Consider the following 17,730-nt stretch of genomic DNA (forward strand, 5'->3'; position numbering starts at 1 on the left):
TTCTTTCGCTGACTTATTTCCCCTGTTATCCACTGCAAAGTCTCGCCCTTCCTGAGTGTTGCGAGACCTTTGCCCATGTTCGACCGGTTTTCCCTGCGGGCCCCTGTTCGAGCCGCGTCCTGATGGAACAGATGCGTCGTATCGAGGAAGCTGTCGACAGTTCCCAAGGCACCCTGACGGTTTGCCACGAGCAGCCCTCGCTGATGGGTATGGAGCGGCTGATCCGTTTCGCTGGACGTCCCCCGATAATCAGCACGGCGGCCTTGCCTTGCACCCGCGGCGGCCAGCTGTCCTTGGTCACGGGCGAGGGATTGCTGAGCCTTGACGACGGTCAGCTCGATGGCCGGCTGCCGTTTGTCTTCACTCGCATGTACCGCAGCGGTGCCGCCGATCAGGACCTGGGCCTGGGGCGTGGCTGGAGCCATGCCCTGGCGCATCGCTTGCGGCTTGAAGGCGGGCAAGTCATCTGGATCGACCAGGAAAACCGCCGGACGACCTTTTCCCTGCCCAGCGTCCAGCGCCCGGCGATTCAACATGGCCTGGTCCACGCGGCGATTTACCTGGGGGGCGAACCGGATGAGATGATCATTGCCCAGCCGGGTGGGCAAGCACCTTTCCTGCATTTTCGCGACGGCCAACTGATCGCCCTCAGCGACCGCTACGGCAACCGCCTGACCCTGCAGCGCAACATCCATGGCGATATCAGTCGCCTCGACAACGGTGTCGGACGCTGCCTGCGCCTGCGTTACGAGCAGCGCCACCTGGTGGCCATCGACTACCAGAGCTTCCATCCGGCCCTGACCCTGGACGACGCCTGGCGTACCGAGCAGACCTTGATGTCCTACCGCTATGACGGGCGCCTGCGACTCATCGAAGCGACCAATGCCGCCGGTGAGAGCGAGCGCTACGACTACGACGACCAGCACGTCATCCTCCAGAGGCAACTGGCCGGTGGCGCGAGTTTTTTCTGGGAGTGGGAGGGGGCCGGGAAGTCGGCCCGCTGCGTGCGGTATTGGGCCTCGTTCCCGCAGTTGGATATCCGTTATCGCTGGGGCGAGGGCGGTTGCGTCACGGTCCGACACCTCGACGGCAGCGAAGAGGCGTACATCCACGACGAGCAGGCGCGTCTGGTGCGCAAGGTCGATCCCGATGGCGGCGAGCACCTCAAGGCCTACGACGAACAGGGGCGTTTGATCGCTGAGCAGGATCCCCTGGGCGGCGTCACCGAATACCGTTACGACGAGGACGGACGGCTGGCAGCGCTGATTCCACCGAACGAACTGCCTACGACCTACGAATACCGCAACGGTGTCCTGTACGCCAAGGCGCGCGGTGATGCGAGATGGACCTACCGGTGCAATGCCCAGGGTGACGTGATCGAGGTCATTGACCCGGGTCGACAAAGTACCGGTTATGCCTATGACGCTCACGGACAGTTGTCGGCGATCCGCTATCCGGACGGCGGCGAACACCGCTTCGCTCGCGATGCTCTGGGGCAGTTGGCTGAAGAAACCTTGCCAGATGGCAGTCGACGGGCGTTTACCTACGACCTCCTCGGGCGTTTGCTGACCTGCCAGGACGAACACGGTGGCTTGACCCATTATCAATGGGACGCCGTGGAGCGCCTGCTTCAGGCGACCTCGCCAACCGGTGCCAGCCGCGCCTGGCACTACAACGCCTACGGCAAGATCACCCGTGAACGCGACGAACAGGGCCGCATCACCCATTACGAATATGCCGATGATTGGCCCTTGGTCAGCCGACGCATCAACCCCGATGGCAGCGAGCTGCACTACCGATATGACTCGGCGCGGTTGCTACTGACCGAAATCGAAAATGAATCCGGGGAAAAATACCAGCTGGACTACACCCCCGGCGGCCTGATCCGACGGCAAGTCGGCTTCGACGGCCAGCGTACGGACTACGTCTATGACCTCAACGGAGGCCTGCTGGAAAAAACCGACTTCGGCGTCGATGGCAGCCAGTGGCTGACGACCTACCAGCGCGACGCGGCCGGGCGGCTTCGGGTCAAGACCTTGCCCGACGGACAGTCGATCCAGTACCGCTACGACAGGCTGGGACGGCTGGCGGAGGTCAGCGATGGCAGCGATAACCCGCTGGTCTTCGAGTACGACGCCCAGGACCGGCTGGTCGCCGAACATCAAGGCCAGGGCACCCTGCGTTATCGCTACGATACCTGCGGGCGGCTCGATCACATGGGCTTGCCGGACAACAGCCAGGTCGATTTCCATTACGCCGCAGGGGGGATGCTCACTGCCATCGACCTCAACGGTGAGCGCCTCACCGAACATCGTTACCGGGCCGGTCGCGAATGGCAGCGTCAACAGGGACTGCTGCTCAGCCACTATGACTACGATGACCAGGGCCGTCTCAGGGCTTGTACGGTGCAACAGAACCGGCAGTCCTTGTTCTGGCGCGCTTTTACCTACAGTGCCAAGGGAAACCTTGAGGTCATTTCCGACAGCCATGATGGACAGTGCACTTATCGGTACGATGGCTCGGATCGGCTGATCCGCATCGAGCGTGGCCAGGATGAGCCGCCGCAACCCTTCGGCCACGGCCCGGTTGGCAATCTGCCGCAGGGCCCTTACCCGCCCAGCCTCGAGGACAACCGCCTGCCCAGCGAAGGCGACCACCACGCCGACTACGACGCCTTTGGCAATCTGATCCGCGAGCGTCACGGTGAGGCTCACGTCCTCCTCACTGAATACCGGTATGACACTCAGCATCGCCTGATCGGCGTCACCACGCCGGAAGGTCGCGAAATGTCCTACCGCTACGACGCGTTTGGCCGACGCATCAGCAAGACCGTCGAAGGCCTGACCACTAGGTTTTTCTGGCAGGGGGATTTCCTCGTCGCTGAAAGCAGTCCGCGCCACTACCGCAGCTACCTCTACGAGCCCGGCACCTTCCGCCCACTGGCGATGCTCGACGGCAAAGGCCTGAACAGCTGCCCGTTCTACTACCACCTCGACCATCTGGGGCTGCCCCAGGAACTGACCAACTATGGCGGCCAGATCGTCTGGTCGGCGCGCTACACCGGCTACGGCAGGGCCTGTGCGATCGAGCACGGCGGCGGCGAAGAGCTGGAGCAGCCGCTGCGTTCGCACGGCCAGTACTTCGACCCCGAGACGGGTCTGCACTATGATCGGCACCGCTACTGCAATCCTGAAACCGGCCGCTACCTGACAGCCGATCCGAGCCAACTGGCGGCTGTGTTCGGTGGGGTGTCGCTATACGGTGGCCACGTCCACATCCTTCGCAGGCTCTGCCTCGACCAGGTACACGCTGCCTCCGGCCATGTCCTTGGCATGATGCTTGGCCTGTGAAGCCAGTTCCGCCAGCTGGCTGGCGTCCAGCTCCTCGCACGCCTCCGACCGCAGATACACCACCCCGATGGACAGTGACAACAACGCAAACTCCTGGCGGACCCCTTGCCGGTTCAGTGCGGTAAAGCATCCCGCTTCCAGGTGTTCGGGGCGATAGAAGCGCCGGCAGTGGGTCTGGAAGTCGCTCAGAAGCTGGTCCAGGCGCTTGCGCCAGTCTTCCGGGCCAAGGACCAGCAGGAAGTCGTCGCCGCCGATGTGGCCGACGAAGTCGCGGCTGGGGTCGATGCGTTCGTTCAGGCATTGGGCCAGGCACAGCAGGACTTCATCGCCTCGGCCGTAGCCATAGATATCGTTGAAGGGTTTGAAACTGTCGATGTCCACGTAGCAGATCACCGATTCCTGCCGTTGCTGCAGCAGGCGGGTCAGGCATTGCTGGATGGGGACGTTGCCCGGCAGCAGGGTCAGGGGGTTGGCGTAGCGAGCCTGCTGGATTTTCAGCTCGGTGATGAGCTTGAGCACGTCGATCACCCGCCCCAGTCCCAGGTAACCGCCGTTGAGGGTGATGATGAAGTCTTCTTCGATGCGTTGCCGGGCGCGGCTGGTGATGAGGCGGCTGACCTGCTGCAGCGACTGGTTCAGCTCCACGGCCAGGAAGTCATCGCTCATCAGGCGGCTGATGGGTTTGCGGGCGAACAGGTCGGTGGCGAAGGGCTTGAGCAGGGCGTCCGAAAGCGAATGGCGATGGACGATGCCACAGGGGTGGTTCTGGTTGTCCAGTACCGCCAGGGAATTGAGGTTGGCCTGGCGCCGAAAGGCCTCCAGCACTGTGGCCGTGGGAGTGTCGTGAGCCACGGCCGGTTGTTCGTTGAGCAAGGCCCCGAGGTCGTTGACCTCATCGTTCAGCGATACTGCGCCGCTGTCCTGCCTGGGCATGAGCGCCCTGGCGTCCCGGGACGGCTGCTCCTGGGGGCGGGCCAGCAGGTAACCCTGGACCAGATCGACGCCCATCTCGATCAGTACCGCCAGTTCCTCGGGCAGTTCGATGCCTTCGGCGATGACCTGCGACCGTGAGGTGCGGGCGATCTTCAGGATCGAACCGACGAATTCGCGCTTGAGAGCGTCCTGGTGAATGCCATCGATGAAGTGCCGATCGATCTTCACATAGTCGGGCCGCAATTCGGACCAAAGTCGCAGGCTCGAATAACCAGCCCCCAGGTCGTCCAGGGCGATGGAAAAGCCCATGGCGCGATAATGATGCAAGGCGGTCTGCAGGAGCTGGAAGTCGTCGATGGGGGTCTGCTCGGTCAGTTCGATCACCACCTGGCTGGGTGGAATGCCGAAATCCTGCAAGAGCTGCAATGTGCGGCCGGTCTGGTGCGCCGACTCCAGCAGCGATTCGGGCGAGACGTTCAGAAACAGTTTGCCCGGCAGTTTCTGCTCGTTGAAACGCTGGCAGGCGCTGCGCCGGCAGGCCAGTTCCAGTTCACTGAGCCGTCCGGCCTGGCGTGCCACGGAGAGCAGGGCGATGGGGGAGTGCAACGGGCTGTTGGACGGTCCGCGGGTCAGGGCCTCATAACCCACGATGCGTCGTTCGGAAAGGCAGATGATCGGTTGGAACAGGCTGTGCAAACCGCTTTGAGTCAGGATTGAACTCAAGGCACCCAGCTGTTCGGTCGTGGTCATGGCTATCTCTGGCGAAAAAAAAGGACTGGGCGCCTCCCGCTGGGGGCGCCCGGTCCTGTATTTCACGACAGAATGATGTCAGTTTGATGACGCTCCGAGGAGCGGTAGCATTAAATGGCTATCACCTTAATGTTTCGCGACCGCCGTGTTGAGTTTCAGGTAATCCAACAGGATTCGCCCGGTCTCGCTCAGGTAGGCATCGTCTTCCGGCTTGGTTTTTTCCGGCTCGGTGATGAGGTCTTCGTCCTCTTTCTTCAATTCCTTGAGTGGTTCTTCACCCTTGGCCTTGCGGCGCAGGTTTTCCATCGCCAGTTGCTTGGCCTCGATGTCGGTGTGTTGCGCGCGACGCTCGGTTTCGTTGAGGGTGACGGTCTTCTCGGTCATCAGTTTCTGCGCCAGGGCCAGCTTGTCGCGGATGAACACGAATTCCGCGTCCTGGGCCGTGCGGGCGTCATGCTCGGACTTGAGCTGGGCCAGGAACGGCTTGAACGGGTCCACCGCCGGTTTGATCGCCGGCCGGATGGTGTCCCACGGCATGGCTTCGGGCAGGGCGCTTTCGCCGATTTCCTTGGTGTCGATGATCGACGGGTAATCGATATCCGGCAGCACGCCCTGATGCTGGGTGCTCTGCCCGGAAACCCGGTAGAACTTGGCCAGGGTCAGTTTCAGCTCGCCATGGTTGAGCGGCTGGATGGTCTGCACGGTGCCTTTGCCGAAGGTCTGGCCACCGATGATGAGCGCCCGGTGGTAGTCCTGCATGGCGCCAGCGAAGATCTCCGAGGCCGAAGCCGACAGGCGATTGACCAGCAATGCCATCGGGCCCTTGTAGAACGCGCCCGGGTTTTCGTCTTCGAGCACATCCACCCGGCCATCGGCGTTGCGTACCAGCACGGTCGGGCCCTTGTCGATGAACAGGCTGGTCAGCTCGGTTGCTTCCTGTAGGGAACCACCGCCATTGTTGCGCAAGTCGATGACCACGCCGTCGACCTTTTCCTTCTGCAATTCGGTCAGCAGTTTCTTGACGTCGCGAGTGGTGCTCTTGTAGTCCGGGTCACCGGCGCGGAAGGCTTTGAAATCCAGGTAGAAGGCCGGGATCTCGATGATGCCGAGCTTGTAGTCCTTACCGTCCTGCTTGAGTTTGAGGACCGATTTCTTCGCGGCCTGTTCTTCCAGCTTCACCGCTTCACGGGTAATCGACACGACCTTGCTGGTCTGGTCGTTCGGGGCATTGCTGGCCGGGATGACTTCCAGGCGCACCACCGAGCCTTTCGGACCACGGATCAGCTTGACCACTTCGTCCAGGCGCCAGCCGACCACATCGACCATTTCCTTGTCACCTTGGGCGACGCCGATGATCTTGTCCGCCGGGCTTACCTGCTTGGTCTTGTCGGCGGGGCCTGCCGGCACCAGGCGCACGATTTTCACCTGGTCGTTGTCGCTCTGCAGCACCGCACCGATGCCTTCCAGGGACAGACTCATGTTGATGTCGAAGTTTTCCGCGTTATCCGGCGACAGATAATTGGTATGCGGGTCGTAGGACATGGCGAAGGTGTTGATATACGCCTGGAAGATGTCCTCGGCGCGGGTCTGGTCCAGGCGTGCCATCTGATTCTTGTAGCGCTTGATCAGGGTTTCCTGGATCTGCTTGGGTTCCTTGCCGGCGATCTTCATGCGCAGGACTTCGTCCTTGACGCGTTTGCGCCACAGGTCGTCCAGTTCGGCGGTGTTTTTGAGCCAGGGGGCGTCCTTGCGATCCACCAGCAAGGTTTCCTTGGCATTGAAGTCGATTTTGTCGACGCCTTTGTTCAGTTCGGCAAGGGCGTAGTCCAGACGCGCTTTCACGCGATCCAGGTAGCGTTTGTAGATGATGAACCCTGCGTTCAGGTCGCCGCTCTTGAGGAAGTCGTCGAACTGGGTTTTCCACTTGTCGAATTCGGCGATGTCGCTGGCCAGGAAATAACTGCGCGACGGATCGAGCAGCTTCAGGTAGCTGTCATAGATGATGACGGAGCGTGCATCGTCGAGGGGAGGCTTGCTGTAGTGATGGCGTTTGAGCAACTCGACGACGTTAAGGCTGGCAATGACCTCGTCGCGATCGGGTTGAAGCTTGTCCCAGCTGTTGGCTGCGAACGTATCGCTCGACAGCGGCAACAGACCGAGGCCAATGACAAGCGCAAGGGCGGTGCTGGGGAACAGGTGCTTCATACTGATTCGACGCAGGGACAATTGATAACGCATATTAGGCCGTCTTTGAAGTCGCCGGTTCCATGTGGCCCGGGCGCATAATGCAAGAAAGCCCGGCGTTGCGGCAACGGGCCCAGTCGAGACTCACTATGGAGGCACCGTGAAAGCATTGCAAGGCGTTGAAGGCCAAGTGGTATGGGCTGATGAGCCAAGTCCGGCATGTGATGCCGGCCAAGTTCGCATCCGCGTGGCGGCTGCCGGCCTGAATCGGGCCGATTTGTTACAAAAGGCCGGGCATTACCCGCCGCCGCCCGGTGCCAGTCAGGTGCTGGGGCTGGAGTGTTCCGGAGTGATCAGCGAGGTAGGGCCGGGCTCGTCCTGGCAGGTTGGCGACCGTGTCTGTGCCTTGCTCGCCGGCGGCGGCATGGCGCAGGAAGTGGTGGTCGATGGCCGGCATGTCCTGCCCGTGCCCGAGGGCCTTTCCATGGCTGAAGCCGCCGCGCTGCCTGAGGTCTACAGCACCGCATGGCTGAATCTGTTTCAGTTGGCTGCGCTCAAGCCGGGCGAGAAAGTGCTCCTGCACGCCGGAGCCAGTGGCGTCGGATCGGCGGCTATCCAGCTGTGCAAGGCGTTCGGCAACCCGTGCTGGGTCAGTGTTGGCTCGGCGGATCGGTTGGCCTATTGCGAGGCGCTGGGCGCTCAGGGCGGCGTGGTGCGCACCGATGGCATGGACAGCCTGAACGACTTCGGTCCCTTCGACGTGATTCTCGATCCGGTGGGCGCCAGCTACGCTCAGCTCAACGTGAAACTTTTGTCAGTTGACGGGCGTTGGGTATTGATCGGCCTGATGGGCGGGCGGGAAACCCAGCTGGACCTGGCGCAGGTACTTGCCAAGCGCATCCAGTTGCTGGGCTCGACCCTGCGCAGTCGCGATGGGCAGTTCAAAGCCGATCTGCTGCGAGAGTTGGGCGAGCATGTCTGGCCGCTGTTCGGCGAGAAACGCCTGAGTCCGCAACTGGCCGGGACCTTTGCCATCGAGGATGCCGAAGCGGCGTTTGCAGAGCTGGCGAGCAACAAAGTGTCAGGCAAGTTGGTGCTGGTAATCGATGAAAGCCTGAGCTGATCCCTGGCCCATGGGAAGCAGATTGTCCGATAAGCGGAGTCTGTTTCCCCCTGCACTGTTCTGACGACACTCCGGCGAGGAAGCGAACCTCCGTTGTGGATCCGTGAGCACGCCAGGCTGTTCGCTCCGCTGGAAAGCCCATGCACCTGTCAGGTCTGACAGTAGACACCATGGAGAAAGCCGCCCTAGAGTGGGTTCGAGAGTAATAGTTGTCTCTCTGTTCAGTGTCACTAACAGAAGAGGTGATGTGATGGCTACAAAAGAACTCCGCATGAGCCAAGAGTACGTTGACGACAATAGATCGCCCGACGTTGTCCTGGAGATCTACAAAGGCAGGAAATTGCAGTTCGCGACCTTTGTCACGGCTTCGAAAAAGAACGGACCCTACGACACCGTCAACGTCAAAACCGACATTGATGGCGACGGTGATATGGACAGGCAAGACGAAAAAACAATTCTGGATCTGGCAAAAGCCTTTTCCAAGTTCAAGTAGGGCGCTGTCATGTCAGGCCATGTCGCCTTGCACGCGTCGGTTTGTGCACTCTTGCTGATAGTTGTCGAGGCTGTCTGGGGGCAAGTGCCTTCGGATACATCGGAACAAGGGCCGTGGGGAACTTGGGGAGCGGCTGCCTACTGCCCCCAGGGGCAGTATGTCTGGGGGTTCCGACTCAAGAGTGAGCCCTATCAGGGCAGTGGCGACGACAGTGCATTGAATGCGGTCCAGCTTATCTGCAAGAGCGGCGCCAATGGGGCGGCCACTTACATCCGAAGCCTCGAAGGAAAGTGGGGAAGCTGGGGCAGGGACTACGTTTGTCGCGAGCATCCCGTCATAGCGTTTGCCATTCAGGTGGAGCGGTTTCAGGGGCGAGACAAGGAGAAGGGTTCGAAGGACGATACGGCCGCCGGCAATATCAAAGTCAATTGTGGATCGGAAACCCTGGCAGGTGACCCGCCAGCCTCATGGGGAGAGTGGACCGGGTTCTACAGTTGCCTCGATGGTTTGGGAGCCAAAAAAGTAAGGGGATTCCGGACCAGGGTGGAACCCGATCAGGGCAGTGGGGATGACACGGCCCTGAATGCGATGCAGGTGTATTGCGGGCTGTAGGCTTTTCGTACAACCCCCAGGCTTTGTCTGAACCTTTCGCCACCCAAGCCTGGGAGCTGGCTTCATGTCCAGCTATGGATCGGCCAGCCGGCCGATTCGGCATAGGCCTTCAATTCCGGATCCGGGTTCACCACATGCGGGTGATCGATCTTGAGCAGCAGCGGCAGATCATTTCGCGAATCGGAATAGAAACTCGCGCCTTCGAGATTCTCTTCTTCGGCATCCAGCCAGTCCAGCAGCCGCGTGATCTTGCCTTCGCGGTAGGTCAGGACGCCTACGGTCTTGCCGGTGTATGCCCCATGGGCGACCTCGAGATCGATCGCCAGGATCTCATCGATGCCCAGGCGTTCGGCAATCGGCTTGACCAGGTGCGTGCCCGAGGCGGAGATCACCAGGATCCGGTCGCCGGACTTGCGGTGTTCGGCGATGGCCTTGGTGGCGTCGCTGAAGATGATCGGTTCGATGAAATCTTCCACCCATGGTGCCACCAGATGCTCGATTTCTTCCGGCGTGCGGCCGATCATCGGCTCCAGGCTGAAGTCCATGTACTCTTCCATGCGTAGCTTGCCGCGACTGTAGGCGTCCATCAGCTCATTGTTGCGACGCATGAACGACTCGGGGTCGACCCACCCCAGTCGGCCCATCTGCTCGCTCCAGAGGGTGGCGCAGTCGCCGTGGATCAGGGTTTCGTCCAGATCAAAAATTGCCAGGGCCATCAGCGCGTTTCCCTTTTCAGTATCAGCTTCAGAATCGACAAAGCCATCAGGCTACCTCACACAGCGCCGACGGATCGATGGAAAGTGCCAATCGAGCGCCATCAGGGTGCAGGTCGGCGGCGGAGCGGTTGAGCACATCCACCACCAGTTCCACGCCACGGGCCTCGACCCGGTAGCGGATGACATTGCCCAACAGGCTGTGGCTGCGGATCAGCGCATCGGCCTCGCCGCTGCGGTTCAGCTCGATGGCTTCCGGACGAATCGCGATGCGGCTGTTCACCGGCCGTTGCAGCAGCCGGGTGGCGCTGTCGGCGTCCAGCAGGTTGTAGTTGCCGATGAAGCCGGCGGCAAAGACATCCACTGGCGCAGTGTAAAGGGTCTCGGCATCGCCGCTTTGTACGATCTTTCCTTGGTTCATCAGGAAAATCCGGTCAGACATGGTCAGGGCTTCTTCCTGATCGTGTGTGACGAAAATCGTGGTCAGGCCCAACTCGCGCTGGATCTGACGGATCTGTTCGCGCAGGTGTTTGCGAATCCGCGCATCCAGGGCCGATAACGGCTCGTCCAGCAGCAACAGGCGTGGCCGGGTCACCAGGGAGCGGGCGAGGGCGACGCGCTGGCACTGGCCGCCGGAGAGTTGATGGGGATAGCGGGCGGCAAAGTCGTGCAGCTCCACCAGGCGCAGGATCTCCAACACACGCTGGTGGCTGTCCGAGGCGTCGACCTTCTGCATGCGCAGCCCGAAGGCCACGTTCTGCTCCACGGTCATGTTGGGAAACAGGGCGTAGCTCTGGAAGACCATGCCGATCCCGCGCTTCTGTGGGCTCAGCGGGACGATGTCCTGGCCGTCCAGCAGGATCTGGCCGGCGTCCACCGCCGTCAGGCCGGCGATGCAACGAAGCAGCGTGGACTTGCCACAACCGGACGGGCCCAGCAGGGTGACGAATTCGCCCTTGTAGATCTCGCAATTGATGTCGCTGAATACCGGGGTGCCGGCGTAGCTTTTCTGCAGGTGTTGGACGCTGACGTAGCTCATTGGCTTTTGTCCTTGTTCAAGATATTGGCCGCCCAGGTCAGGACCAGTACGAAAAAGAAGTAGGAAATCACCAGCGCACTGGTGAAGTGGCCGCTGCTGTTGCGCATGTTGTTCAGGTAGACCTGCAGGGTTTCATAACGGGTGCCCACCAGGATATTGGCGAAGACGAACTCGCCGAACAGGAACGAGAACGACAGCAGCAGTGCCACCATCAGGCCCTTGCGCAGGTTCGGCAGCACTACCAGGAACGCCGCCTGGAAGGTGCTGGCACCGAGCAATTGGGCGGCATCCATCAGGTCGCGCAGGTTGATAGCCTGCAGGTTGTTGGTGATCGCCCGGTACATGAACGGCAGGGCGACCGTGAAATAGCAGCCGATCAGGATCCATGGCGTGCCCACCATCGCCAGTGGCCCGGAGCCGTAGAGCTGAAGCAGCCCCACCGAAGACACCACCGGCGGTACCGCGAAGGGTAGCAGGATGAGGATATTCATCAGCGCGTCGAGCTTCGGGAAGTGGTAATGCACCACGAACAACAGCGGCAGGATCAGCACCACCGAAAGCACCAGCGCTGCGACGCACACCACCAGCGATTGGCCGAACGCGCCGAGAAACCGCGGATCGCTCCACAGTTGCACATACCATTTGAACGTGAAGCCGCTGGGCAGCACGGTGGCCGACCAGCTGCTGGCGATGGAGTAGACCAGGGTGCCGACCAGGGGCAGCAGCAGGATGGCGAACAGCACGTATACCACCACCCGGTGATAGAGCCCGGCAGGGCCCGATTCAGCGCGCGACATGGTAGCTCCTCTTGAGCAGCAACTGATGGACGATGGTCACCAGGGTCATCAACGCCACCAGGACCACGGCCAGGGCGCTGGCCATGTTCGGGTCGAGGGAGATATCCCCGGACACCATGGCGGCGATGCGGATGGGCAGGACGTTGAAGTTGCCGGTGGTCAGGGCGTAGACCGTTGCGTAGGCCCCCAGGGCGTTGGCCAGCAGGATCACGAACGTGCCCAGCAGCGCCGGGGTCAGTACCGGCAGGCCGATGTGTCGCCAGAACTGCCAGCCACTGGCCCCCAGCAGGGCGGCGGACTCGCGCCAGTCTTCGCGCAGGGCGTCGAAGGCCGGATACAGCAGCAGCACCCCCAGGGGAATCTGGAAGTAGGTGTAGAGGATGATCAGCCCGGTTTTCGAATACAGGTTGAAATCCTCGATCACGCCGGCCTGTTTGAGCATCAGGGTGATGCTGCCGTTGAACCCCAGCAGGATGATGAACGCGAAGGCCAGGGGCACGCCGGCGAAGTTGCTGGTCATGTTGGCGAAAGCGTTGACGAAATTGCGCAGGCGCGAATCGACCCGGCGCAATGAATAGCTGCCCAATACAGCGATGACGATGCCGAACACGCTGGACCAGAAGCTGATTTCCAGGCTGTGCTGGATCGCCTGGCGATAGAACTTGGAGTTGAAGATCTTGCTGAAATTGGCCAGGCCCCAGCCGAATTCTTCCGATTCCAGGCTATTGACCAGTACCCAGAGCAGCGGGGCGATCTGGAACACGATGAAGAAAATCGCGAAAGGCACCAGGCACAAGGCTGCCAGCCATTTGCCGCGCGTCATGGCATTCACTTGAGCAACTCCTGGCAATAGGGTTTGTCGTGCTCGACACCCAGCAACTGGCAGACGGTGCCGCACAGTTCGACCTGGCGAGGCGTTGCCTCGGGGTCGAGGCTGAAGCTGTCGCCCAGGACAAACAGCGGCACCTCGCGTTCCTCGGCCAGCAGGCCGTTGTGGGAGCGGTCGTTGTTCATGCCGTGGTCGGCGGTCACCAGCACCTGGTAACCGGCGTCGAGCCAGGCTTGCAGATAGACCGCCAGGTTGATGTCGGCCGAGCGGGCGCTGTTGCGATATTGCGGGGTGTCGAGGCCGTGCTGGTGACCGGCATCGTCGATGTTCATCGGATGAACCAGGAGGAAATTCGGCTGGTAGCGCTGACGAAGATGTTCGGCGTCGGCGAACAGGTGGGAATCGGGATAGTGGTCGTTCCAGTAGAAATGCCCGTACTGGATGGGCAGGTCGGGATTTTCGGTATGCCGGTCGCGGGCCGATATGAACGGCGAGGCGTTGTAGAGCTCGCTGATCCAGTGATACGCCGCCGCTGCCGTGCTCAACCCGCCGTCGGTGGCGTAGTGGAAGACGCTGCGCTGGTTCGACAGGCGCGAGACGTTGTTGTGCACGATGCCGCTGTCGATGGGCTCGACGCCGGTGAGGATGCATTCATAAAGAGGACGGGACAGGGCCGGCAGTTCACATTCCAGTTTGTAGAGCGCCGCGCGTCCTGCGCCGACATACGCCTGCAGATGTCCCATGGCATGGCGCGCGACTTCGTAGTTGAGGCCGTCGAGCACTACCAGGATGACATTGTGTTTCATAGGGACCGGGACTCCGGATGGAAACCAGAAAGCTCGGATTCAGCGCAGATCAGATGTGGGAGCGAGCTTGCTCGCGATGAGGGCGTGTCAGTCGACATCAATGTTGGCTGATACACCGCTATCGCAAGCGAGCTCGCTCCCACAAGGGGGTCTTCGTTGGATATCCGAGCGGGGCTGACTACCGCCTCACTTCATTTCGACGATGACTTCTTCATTCCACTTCTGCGGCAGTGCCTTGGAGGTTTTTTCCCACGCATCGGCGTCCTTGATTGGCGTCACGCCCTTGTACTGCTCGTTGGGCAGCAGCTTGGTCTTGACCTCTTCCGGCAGTTTCAGGTGCTCGGCGCGGATCGGACGGGCATTGCCCTTGGCCAGGTTGATCTGGCCGGCGTCGCTGAAGATATATTCACGGGTCAGCTTGGCGGCGTTCGGGTGCTTGGCGTATTTGTTGATGATGGTGGTGTAGCCGGAAATGACCGAGCCATCGGAAGGAATCAGCACGACGTAGTCATCCGGGTTGGCCATCTTGGCCTTGTAGCTCAGGCCGTTGAAGTCCCAGACCACACCGACTTCCACTTCGCCTTTTTCCATGGTGGCGATGGTCGGGTTGGCCATGGACAGGCGCCCTTGCTTGGCGATGTCGGCAAACATCAACAGGGCCGGTTGCAGGTTCTTCTCGTCACCGCCGTTGGCCAGGGCCGCCGCCAGCACGCCATTGGCGGCCTGGGCTGCGGTGCTCACGTCGCCGATGGAGACTTTGTACTTGCCGGTTTTCAGGTCGGCCCATTTGGTCGGCACTTCGGAGCCGTGCAACAGCTTCTTGTTGACGATGAATGCGATGGTGCCGGTGTAGGCCAGTGCCCAGTTGCCGTCCTTGTCCTTGGCCCAGTCCGGAATCTGTTCCCAGGTGCTTGGCTTGTAAGGCTGGACCACGCCCTGCTTGACCGCGATCGGGCCGAAGGCCGCGCCGACGTCGCCGATGTCGGCGCTGGCGTTGTCTTTCTCGGCGGCGAACTTGGCGATTTCCTGTGCCGAGCTCATGTCAGTGTCGATGTGCTTCAAGCCATAGAGCCTGGCCAGGTCGTCCCAGGTGCCTTTCCAGTTCGCCCAGTCATCAGGCATGCCGACGCTATTGACGGCGCCTTCCGCTTTCGCAGCGGCTTCCAGTGTTTTCAGATCGGTATCAGCGGCCATGGCGGCGGTGCACATGGCGATGGTCGAGCCTAACAGTGATGCCAGGAAAAGCTGTTTCATCCGAAGCTCCTATGGGCGTATTCAACGCTGCGATTGCGGTTGTGTTGGTCTAGGTCAGCAATACCTGAGCCAATTTAAGCGGGCCCTGTGACAATTTGATGTCGATGCGAAAGGGCGCCACGGCTGCGAGACTCGAGCAAAGCGCCTGGGATTTAAGCGTAGACCATGGTTAAACACCTGATCTGAAAGGACTTGGCTATGATTTTGCAGGGGGTATGAAGTGACCGTTCGGCGGCTCTGTCATCTAGCAGTCATATGCCGTGCCTAGGCTTGCAGGCATGAGAACAGGATCGATGGTCCATCGATTTCTGCCCGGAAACAGTGCTGGTCTAGTCCAGATAGGTAACGTTTGATGCGCATCGATGCAACCAAGGCGGTGACAACCATCGGCCAGGTCCTGCAAGAGCAGCTCGACCACGGATTGCTGGCCCCCGGCAGCCAGCTGCCGGCCGAGCGCAAGCTCAGTGAGTTGTTCGGGACAACGCGAATCACCGTGCGTGAGGCCTTGTTGCAGCTCGAGGCCCAGGGACAGATCTATCGCGAGGAGCGCCGGGGCTGGTTCGTCTCGCCGCCTCGGCTGGCCTACAACCTGATGCAACGCAGCCATTTCCACGCCATGGTGACGGCCCAGGGGCGGGTGCCTTCCACCCAGGTGATTTCGGCGCGGATGCAGCCGGCTTCGGCGGCGGTGTGCGCATGGCTACAATTGCCGGCGCTGTCGAGGGTGATCCAGATCTGCCGCGTGCGGCGTATCGATGAGCGCCTGGTGCTGTATGTCGAGCATTACCTGAATCCGCAGTATTTTCCCGACATCCTCCAGCTCGACCTGAACCAGTCCATGACCGAGTTGTATGCCCGCCATTACGACTTGCATTACGGCCGGGTGAAATTCGAAATCGTTCCCACGTCCTTGCAGCCGGAGGCTGCGGCAGCGTTGAAGGTGTCAGTGGGCAGCCCCGGGCTGCGCATTGCCCGGGTCAATTACGACCAGCACCAGCGCCTGATCGACTGCGACCTGGAATTCTGGCGGCATGATGCGATCCATGTCGGTGTGGATGTGCCGGAGCAGACAACCTGACCCGGCGCTACAGCGACTCGTTGAGCTTGGCGAGAATCCTGAACAGGACCGTGGCCAGGATCAGCAGCATGCCGATCCACATGGCGAAGACCCCGACATTCTTGTCGCGGAAATTGAAACCGATGCCCAGCAGGACCATGCCGGCCAGAATGGGCACCAGCATGGCGTTCAACGAAGACATGGAAATCATGGCGACAGCCTTGTCCAGGGAGGGATAAGGTCAGTCTAGTTGGGGATTGGCCGAGGTGTGATGATGTACATCACATGAGCCGCGATCCGGAGGCGAACACATTTGTGGCGACGGGATCTATCCCCGCAGGACTGCGAAGCAGTCCCAGGATTCGTCGGTCGCCGCGATCATCCGGTCGGGCAAAGGGTTGCTGTGCAACCCAGTGGGGATAAATCCCCTCGCCACAGGAGTCTGCTTGTCTCTGCTGCGGCTCTCCGGTCCGGACAGGTTCGGCGGTTCAGGGCAGCTCACGAGAGGCATAGAATGCGCTCAGCACCTTCACCAGGTGCGCCAGGTCATGGCTGCCGCACAGCTCGCGGATCGAGTGCATGGCAAAGGTCGGCAGGCCGATGTCCACGGTACGCACCCCCAGCTGGCTGGCGGTGATCGGGCCGATGGTCGAACCGCAGCCCATGTCGCTGCGCACCACGAAGCTTTGCACCGGTACTTCTTCGGCCATGCACAGGTGACGGAAGAACCCGGCGGTTTCGCTGTTGGTGGCGTAGCGTTGGTTGGAGTTGACCTTGATCACCGGCCCTGCATTGAGCTTGGGGCCATGGTTGGCGTCGTGCTTGTCGGCATAGTTGGGATGTACGCCGTGGGCGTTGTCGGCGGAGACCAGCAGCGATTTCTGAATGGTCCGTACGAACTCTTCGCCTTCAGGCAGCAGACGGCGCAGGGTCTGCTCCAGCATCGGGCCATCGGCCCCGCAGGCCGAGCAGGAGCCGACTTCCTCGTGATCGTTGCACACCAGTACGCAGGTTTCTTCGGTATCGGCGTTCAGCAAGGCCTGCAGCCCCGCATAGCAGGACAACAGGTTGTCCAGGCGCGCGCCGGCGATGAAATCGCCATGCAGGCCAACGATGGCGGCGCTCTGGGTGTCGTAGAAGCTCAGCTCGTAATCGAGCACCACATCGGCATTCAGGCCGTGTTCGCGGGCCAGTTGGTCGGTGAGCACGGCACGGAAGTCGACGCGTTCGTCACCGGCGAACTGGGCGAGGATCGGCGGCAATTCGTTCTGTGGGTTGATGGCCCAGCCCTGGTTGGCTTCACGATTGAGGTGGATGGCCAGGTTCGGAATGGTGGCGATCGGCGCCTTGAAATCGATCAACTGGCTCTCGACCTTGCCATCGCGGCGGAAGGTCACGCGCCCGGCCAGGGACAGGTCACGGTCGAACCACGGCGCCAGCAACGCGCCGCCGTAGACTTCCACGCCCAACTGCCAGAACCCGTGGCGCTGCAGTTCAGGTTGGGGCTTGACCCGCAGGCAAGGGCTGTCGGTATGGGCACCAACCAGGCGGATGCCGTCGTGCAGGGGGGCGTTGCGGCCCAGTTTGAAGGCGATGATCGAAGAGTCGTTGCGCGTGACGTAGTAGCGACCGTTGGCCTCGGTGGCCCAGGTTTCGCGTTCGTCAAGACGCTGATAACCCGCCGCCTCAAGGCGCTTGGCGAGGCTGGCGGTGGCATGGAACGGGGTAGGAGAGGCCTTGAGGAAATCGATCAGGCCCTGGTTCAACTCTGCGCGCATAAATAACTCCTG

Annotated in this window: 15 protein-coding genes; 5 read left to right on the top strand and 10 right to left on the bottom strand. The window is 61.1% G+C overall.

Going from position 1 to position 17,730, the window contains the following annotated elements; all coding sequences use genetic code 11:
- Window positions 1-122 precede the first annotated feature (122 nt).
- Window positions 123-3,350 (top strand): DUF6531 domain-containing protein, encoded by a 3,228-nt coding sequence (locus tag BT179_RS13850; protein WP_083568907.1) that lies wholly within the window; start codon window positions 123-125, stop codon window positions 3,348-3,350.
- Here BT179_RS13850 and BT179_RS13855 read toward each other — a convergent pair.
- Window positions 3,255-5,033, bottom strand: a complete 1,779-nt coding sequence (locus BT179_RS13855; RefSeq protein ID WP_072393931.1) for a bifunctional diguanylate cyclase/phosphodiesterase — start codon at window positions 5,031-5,033, stop codon at window positions 3,255-3,257. The two genes, BT179_RS13850 and BT179_RS13855, sit on opposite strands and share 96 nt — an antisense overlap.
- A gap of 126 nt (window positions 5,034-5,159) precedes the next feature.
- Window positions 5,160-7,238: a carboxy terminal-processing peptidase gene (locus BT179_RS13860; RefSeq protein ID WP_177305117.1), complete on the bottom strand. Its 2,079-nt coding sequence runs from the start codon at window positions 7,236-7,238 to the stop codon at window positions 5,160-5,162.
- Window positions 7,239-7,377: 139 nt separating this feature from the next.
- On the opposite strand from BT179_RS13860, the gene BT179_RS13865 reads away from it, so the two are divergent.
- From BT179_RS13865 to BT179_RS27210, 3 genes are all read left to right on the top strand, one after another.
- Entirely contained in the window at window positions 7,378-8,340 is a 963-nt protein-coding gene (locus BT179_RS13865) for a zinc-binding dehydrogenase (RefSeq protein WP_072431620.1), read from the top strand.
- A gap of 271 nt (window positions 8,341-8,611) precedes the next feature.
- Window positions 8,612-8,833 (top strand): hypothetical protein, encoded by a 222-nt coding sequence (locus BT179_RS13870; protein WP_072393922.1) that lies wholly within the window; start codon window positions 8,612-8,614, stop codon window positions 8,831-8,833.
- 9 nt (window positions 8,834-8,842) lie between these two features.
- Window positions 8,843-9,445 (top strand): hypothetical protein, encoded by a 603-nt coding sequence (locus BT179_RS27210; RefSeq protein ID WP_072431619.1) that lies wholly within the window; start codon window positions 8,843-8,845, stop codon window positions 9,443-9,445.
- A 62-nt stretch (window positions 9,446-9,507) separates the two neighbouring features.
- Here BT179_RS27210 and BT179_RS13880 read toward each other — a convergent pair whose 3' ends face one another.
- From BT179_RS13880 to BT179_RS13905, 6 genes are all read right to left on the bottom strand, one after another.
- On the bottom strand, window positions 9,508-10,161 hold the full coding sequence (locus BT179_RS13880) for an HAD family hydrolase (RefSeq protein ID WP_072431618.1): 654 nt from the start codon (window positions 10,159-10,161) through the stop codon (window positions 9,508-9,510).
- A 46-nt stretch (window positions 10,162-10,207) separates the two neighbouring features.
- On the bottom strand, window positions 10,208-11,197 hold the full coding sequence (locus BT179_RS13885; RefSeq protein ID WP_072431617.1) for an ABC transporter ATP-binding protein: 990 nt from the start codon (window positions 11,195-11,197) through the stop codon (window positions 10,208-10,210).
- Window positions 11,194-11,994, bottom strand: coding sequence for an ABC transporter permease (locus BT179_RS13890; protein WP_072431616.1), 801 nt, complete (start codon window positions 11,992-11,994; stop codon window positions 11,194-11,196). Before BT179_RS13890 ends, BT179_RS13885 begins: the two co-directional genes overlap by 4 nt.
- On the bottom strand, window positions 11,981-12,817 hold the full coding sequence (locus BT179_RS13895) for an ABC transporter permease (protein WP_168199554.1): 837 nt from the start codon (window positions 12,815-12,817) through the stop codon (window positions 11,981-11,983). The genes BT179_RS13890 and BT179_RS13895 overlap by 14 nt, the downstream gene beginning before the upstream one ends.
- Window positions 12,818-12,822: 5 nt before the next feature.
- Window positions 12,823-13,629, bottom strand: coding sequence for an alkaline phosphatase family protein (locus BT179_RS13900; protein WP_072393907.1), 807 nt, complete (start codon window positions 13,627-13,629; stop codon window positions 12,823-12,825).
- Between the two features lie 186 nt (window positions 13,630-13,815).
- A complete protein-coding gene (locus BT179_RS13905; RefSeq protein WP_072393904.1) occupies window positions 13,816-14,883 on the bottom strand; it encodes an ABC transporter substrate-binding protein in 1,068 nt (355 codons plus the stop codon).
- Between the two features lie 352 nt (window positions 14,884-15,235).
- On the opposite strand from BT179_RS13905, the gene BT179_RS13910 reads away from it, so the two are divergent.
- Entirely contained in the window at window positions 15,236-15,961 is a 726-nt protein-coding gene (locus BT179_RS13910; RefSeq protein ID WP_072393901.1) for a UTRA domain-containing protein, read from the top strand.
- Between the two features lie 7 nt (window positions 15,962-15,968).
- On the opposite strand, the gene BT179_RS13915 is transcribed toward BT179_RS13910, so the two are convergent.
- On the bottom strand, window positions 15,969-16,151 hold the full coding sequence (locus BT179_RS13915; RefSeq protein WP_072393898.1) for a hypothetical protein: 183 nt from the start codon (window positions 16,149-16,151) through the stop codon (window positions 15,969-15,971).
- A gap of 277 nt (window positions 16,152-16,428) precedes the next feature.
- Window positions 16,429-17,718, bottom strand: coding sequence for a M18 family aminopeptidase (locus BT179_RS13920; RefSeq protein WP_072393895.1), 1,290 nt, complete (start codon window positions 17,716-17,718; stop codon window positions 16,429-16,431).
- Window positions 17,719-17,730 lie beyond the last annotated feature (12 nt).

It is taken from the genome of Pseudomonas sp. NFACC43 (assembly GCF_900119645.1).
In the GTDB taxonomy this organism is placed as follows: domain Bacteria; phylum Pseudomonadota; class Gammaproteobacteria; order Pseudomonadales; family Pseudomonadaceae; genus Aquipseudomonas.

What these genes read in the sequence shown, in the direction of transcription:
- BT179_RS13850 (WP_083568907.1), top strand. Translation starts at nt 123, where the DNA reads ATGGAACAGATGCGTCGTATCGAGGAAGCTGTCGACAGTTCCCAAGGC.
- BT179_RS13855 (WP_072393931.1), bottom strand. Translation starts at nt 5,033, where the DNA reads ATGACCACGACCGAACAGCTGGGTGCCTTGAGTTCAATCCTGACTCAA.
- BT179_RS13860 (WP_177305117.1), bottom strand. Translation starts at nt 7,238, where the DNA reads ATGAAGCACCTGTTCCCCAGCACCGCCCTTGCGCTTGTCATTGGCCTC.
- BT179_RS13870 (WP_072393922.1), top strand. Translation starts at nt 8,612, where the DNA reads ATGAGCCAAGAGTACGTTGACGACAATAGATCGCCCGACGTTGTCCTG.
- BT179_RS27210 (WP_072431619.1), top strand. Translation starts at nt 8,843, where the DNA reads ATGTCAGGCCATGTCGCCTTGCACGCGTCGGTTTGTGCACTCTTGCTG.
- BT179_RS13880 (WP_072431618.1), bottom strand. Translation starts at nt 10,161, where the DNA reads ATGGCCCTGGCAATTTTTGATCTGGACGAAACCCTGATCCACGGCGAC.
- BT179_RS13885 (WP_072431617.1), bottom strand. Translation starts at nt 11,197, where the DNA reads ATGAGCTACGTCAGCGTCCAACACCTGCAGAAAAGCTACGCCGGCACC.
- BT179_RS13890 (WP_072431616.1), bottom strand. Translation starts at nt 11,994, where the DNA reads ATGTCGCGCGCTGAATCGGGCCCTGCCGGGCTCTATCACCGGGTGGTG.
- BT179_RS13895 (WP_168199554.1), bottom strand. Translation starts at nt 12,817, where the DNA reads ATGACGCGCGGCAAATGGCTGGCAGCCTTGTGCCTGGTGCCTTTCGCG.
- BT179_RS13900 (WP_072393907.1), bottom strand. Translation starts at nt 13,629, where the DNA reads ATGAAACACAATGTCATCCTGGTAGTGCTCGACGGCCTCAACTACGAA.
- BT179_RS13905 (WP_072393904.1), bottom strand. Translation starts at nt 14,883, where the DNA reads ATGAAACAGCTTTTCCTGGCATCACTGTTAGGCTCGACCATCGCCATG.
- BT179_RS13910 (WP_072393901.1), top strand. Translation starts at nt 15,236, where the DNA reads ATGCGCATCGATGCAACCAAGGCGGTGACAACCATCGGCCAGGTCCTG.
- BT179_RS13915 (WP_072393898.1), bottom strand. Translation starts at nt 16,151, where the DNA reads ATGATTTCCATGTCTTCGTTGAACGCCATGCTGGTGCCCATTCTGGCC.
- BT179_RS13920 (WP_072393895.1), bottom strand. Translation starts at nt 17,718, where the DNA reads ATGCGCGCAGAGTTGAACCAGGGCCTGATCGATTTCCTCAAGGCCTCT.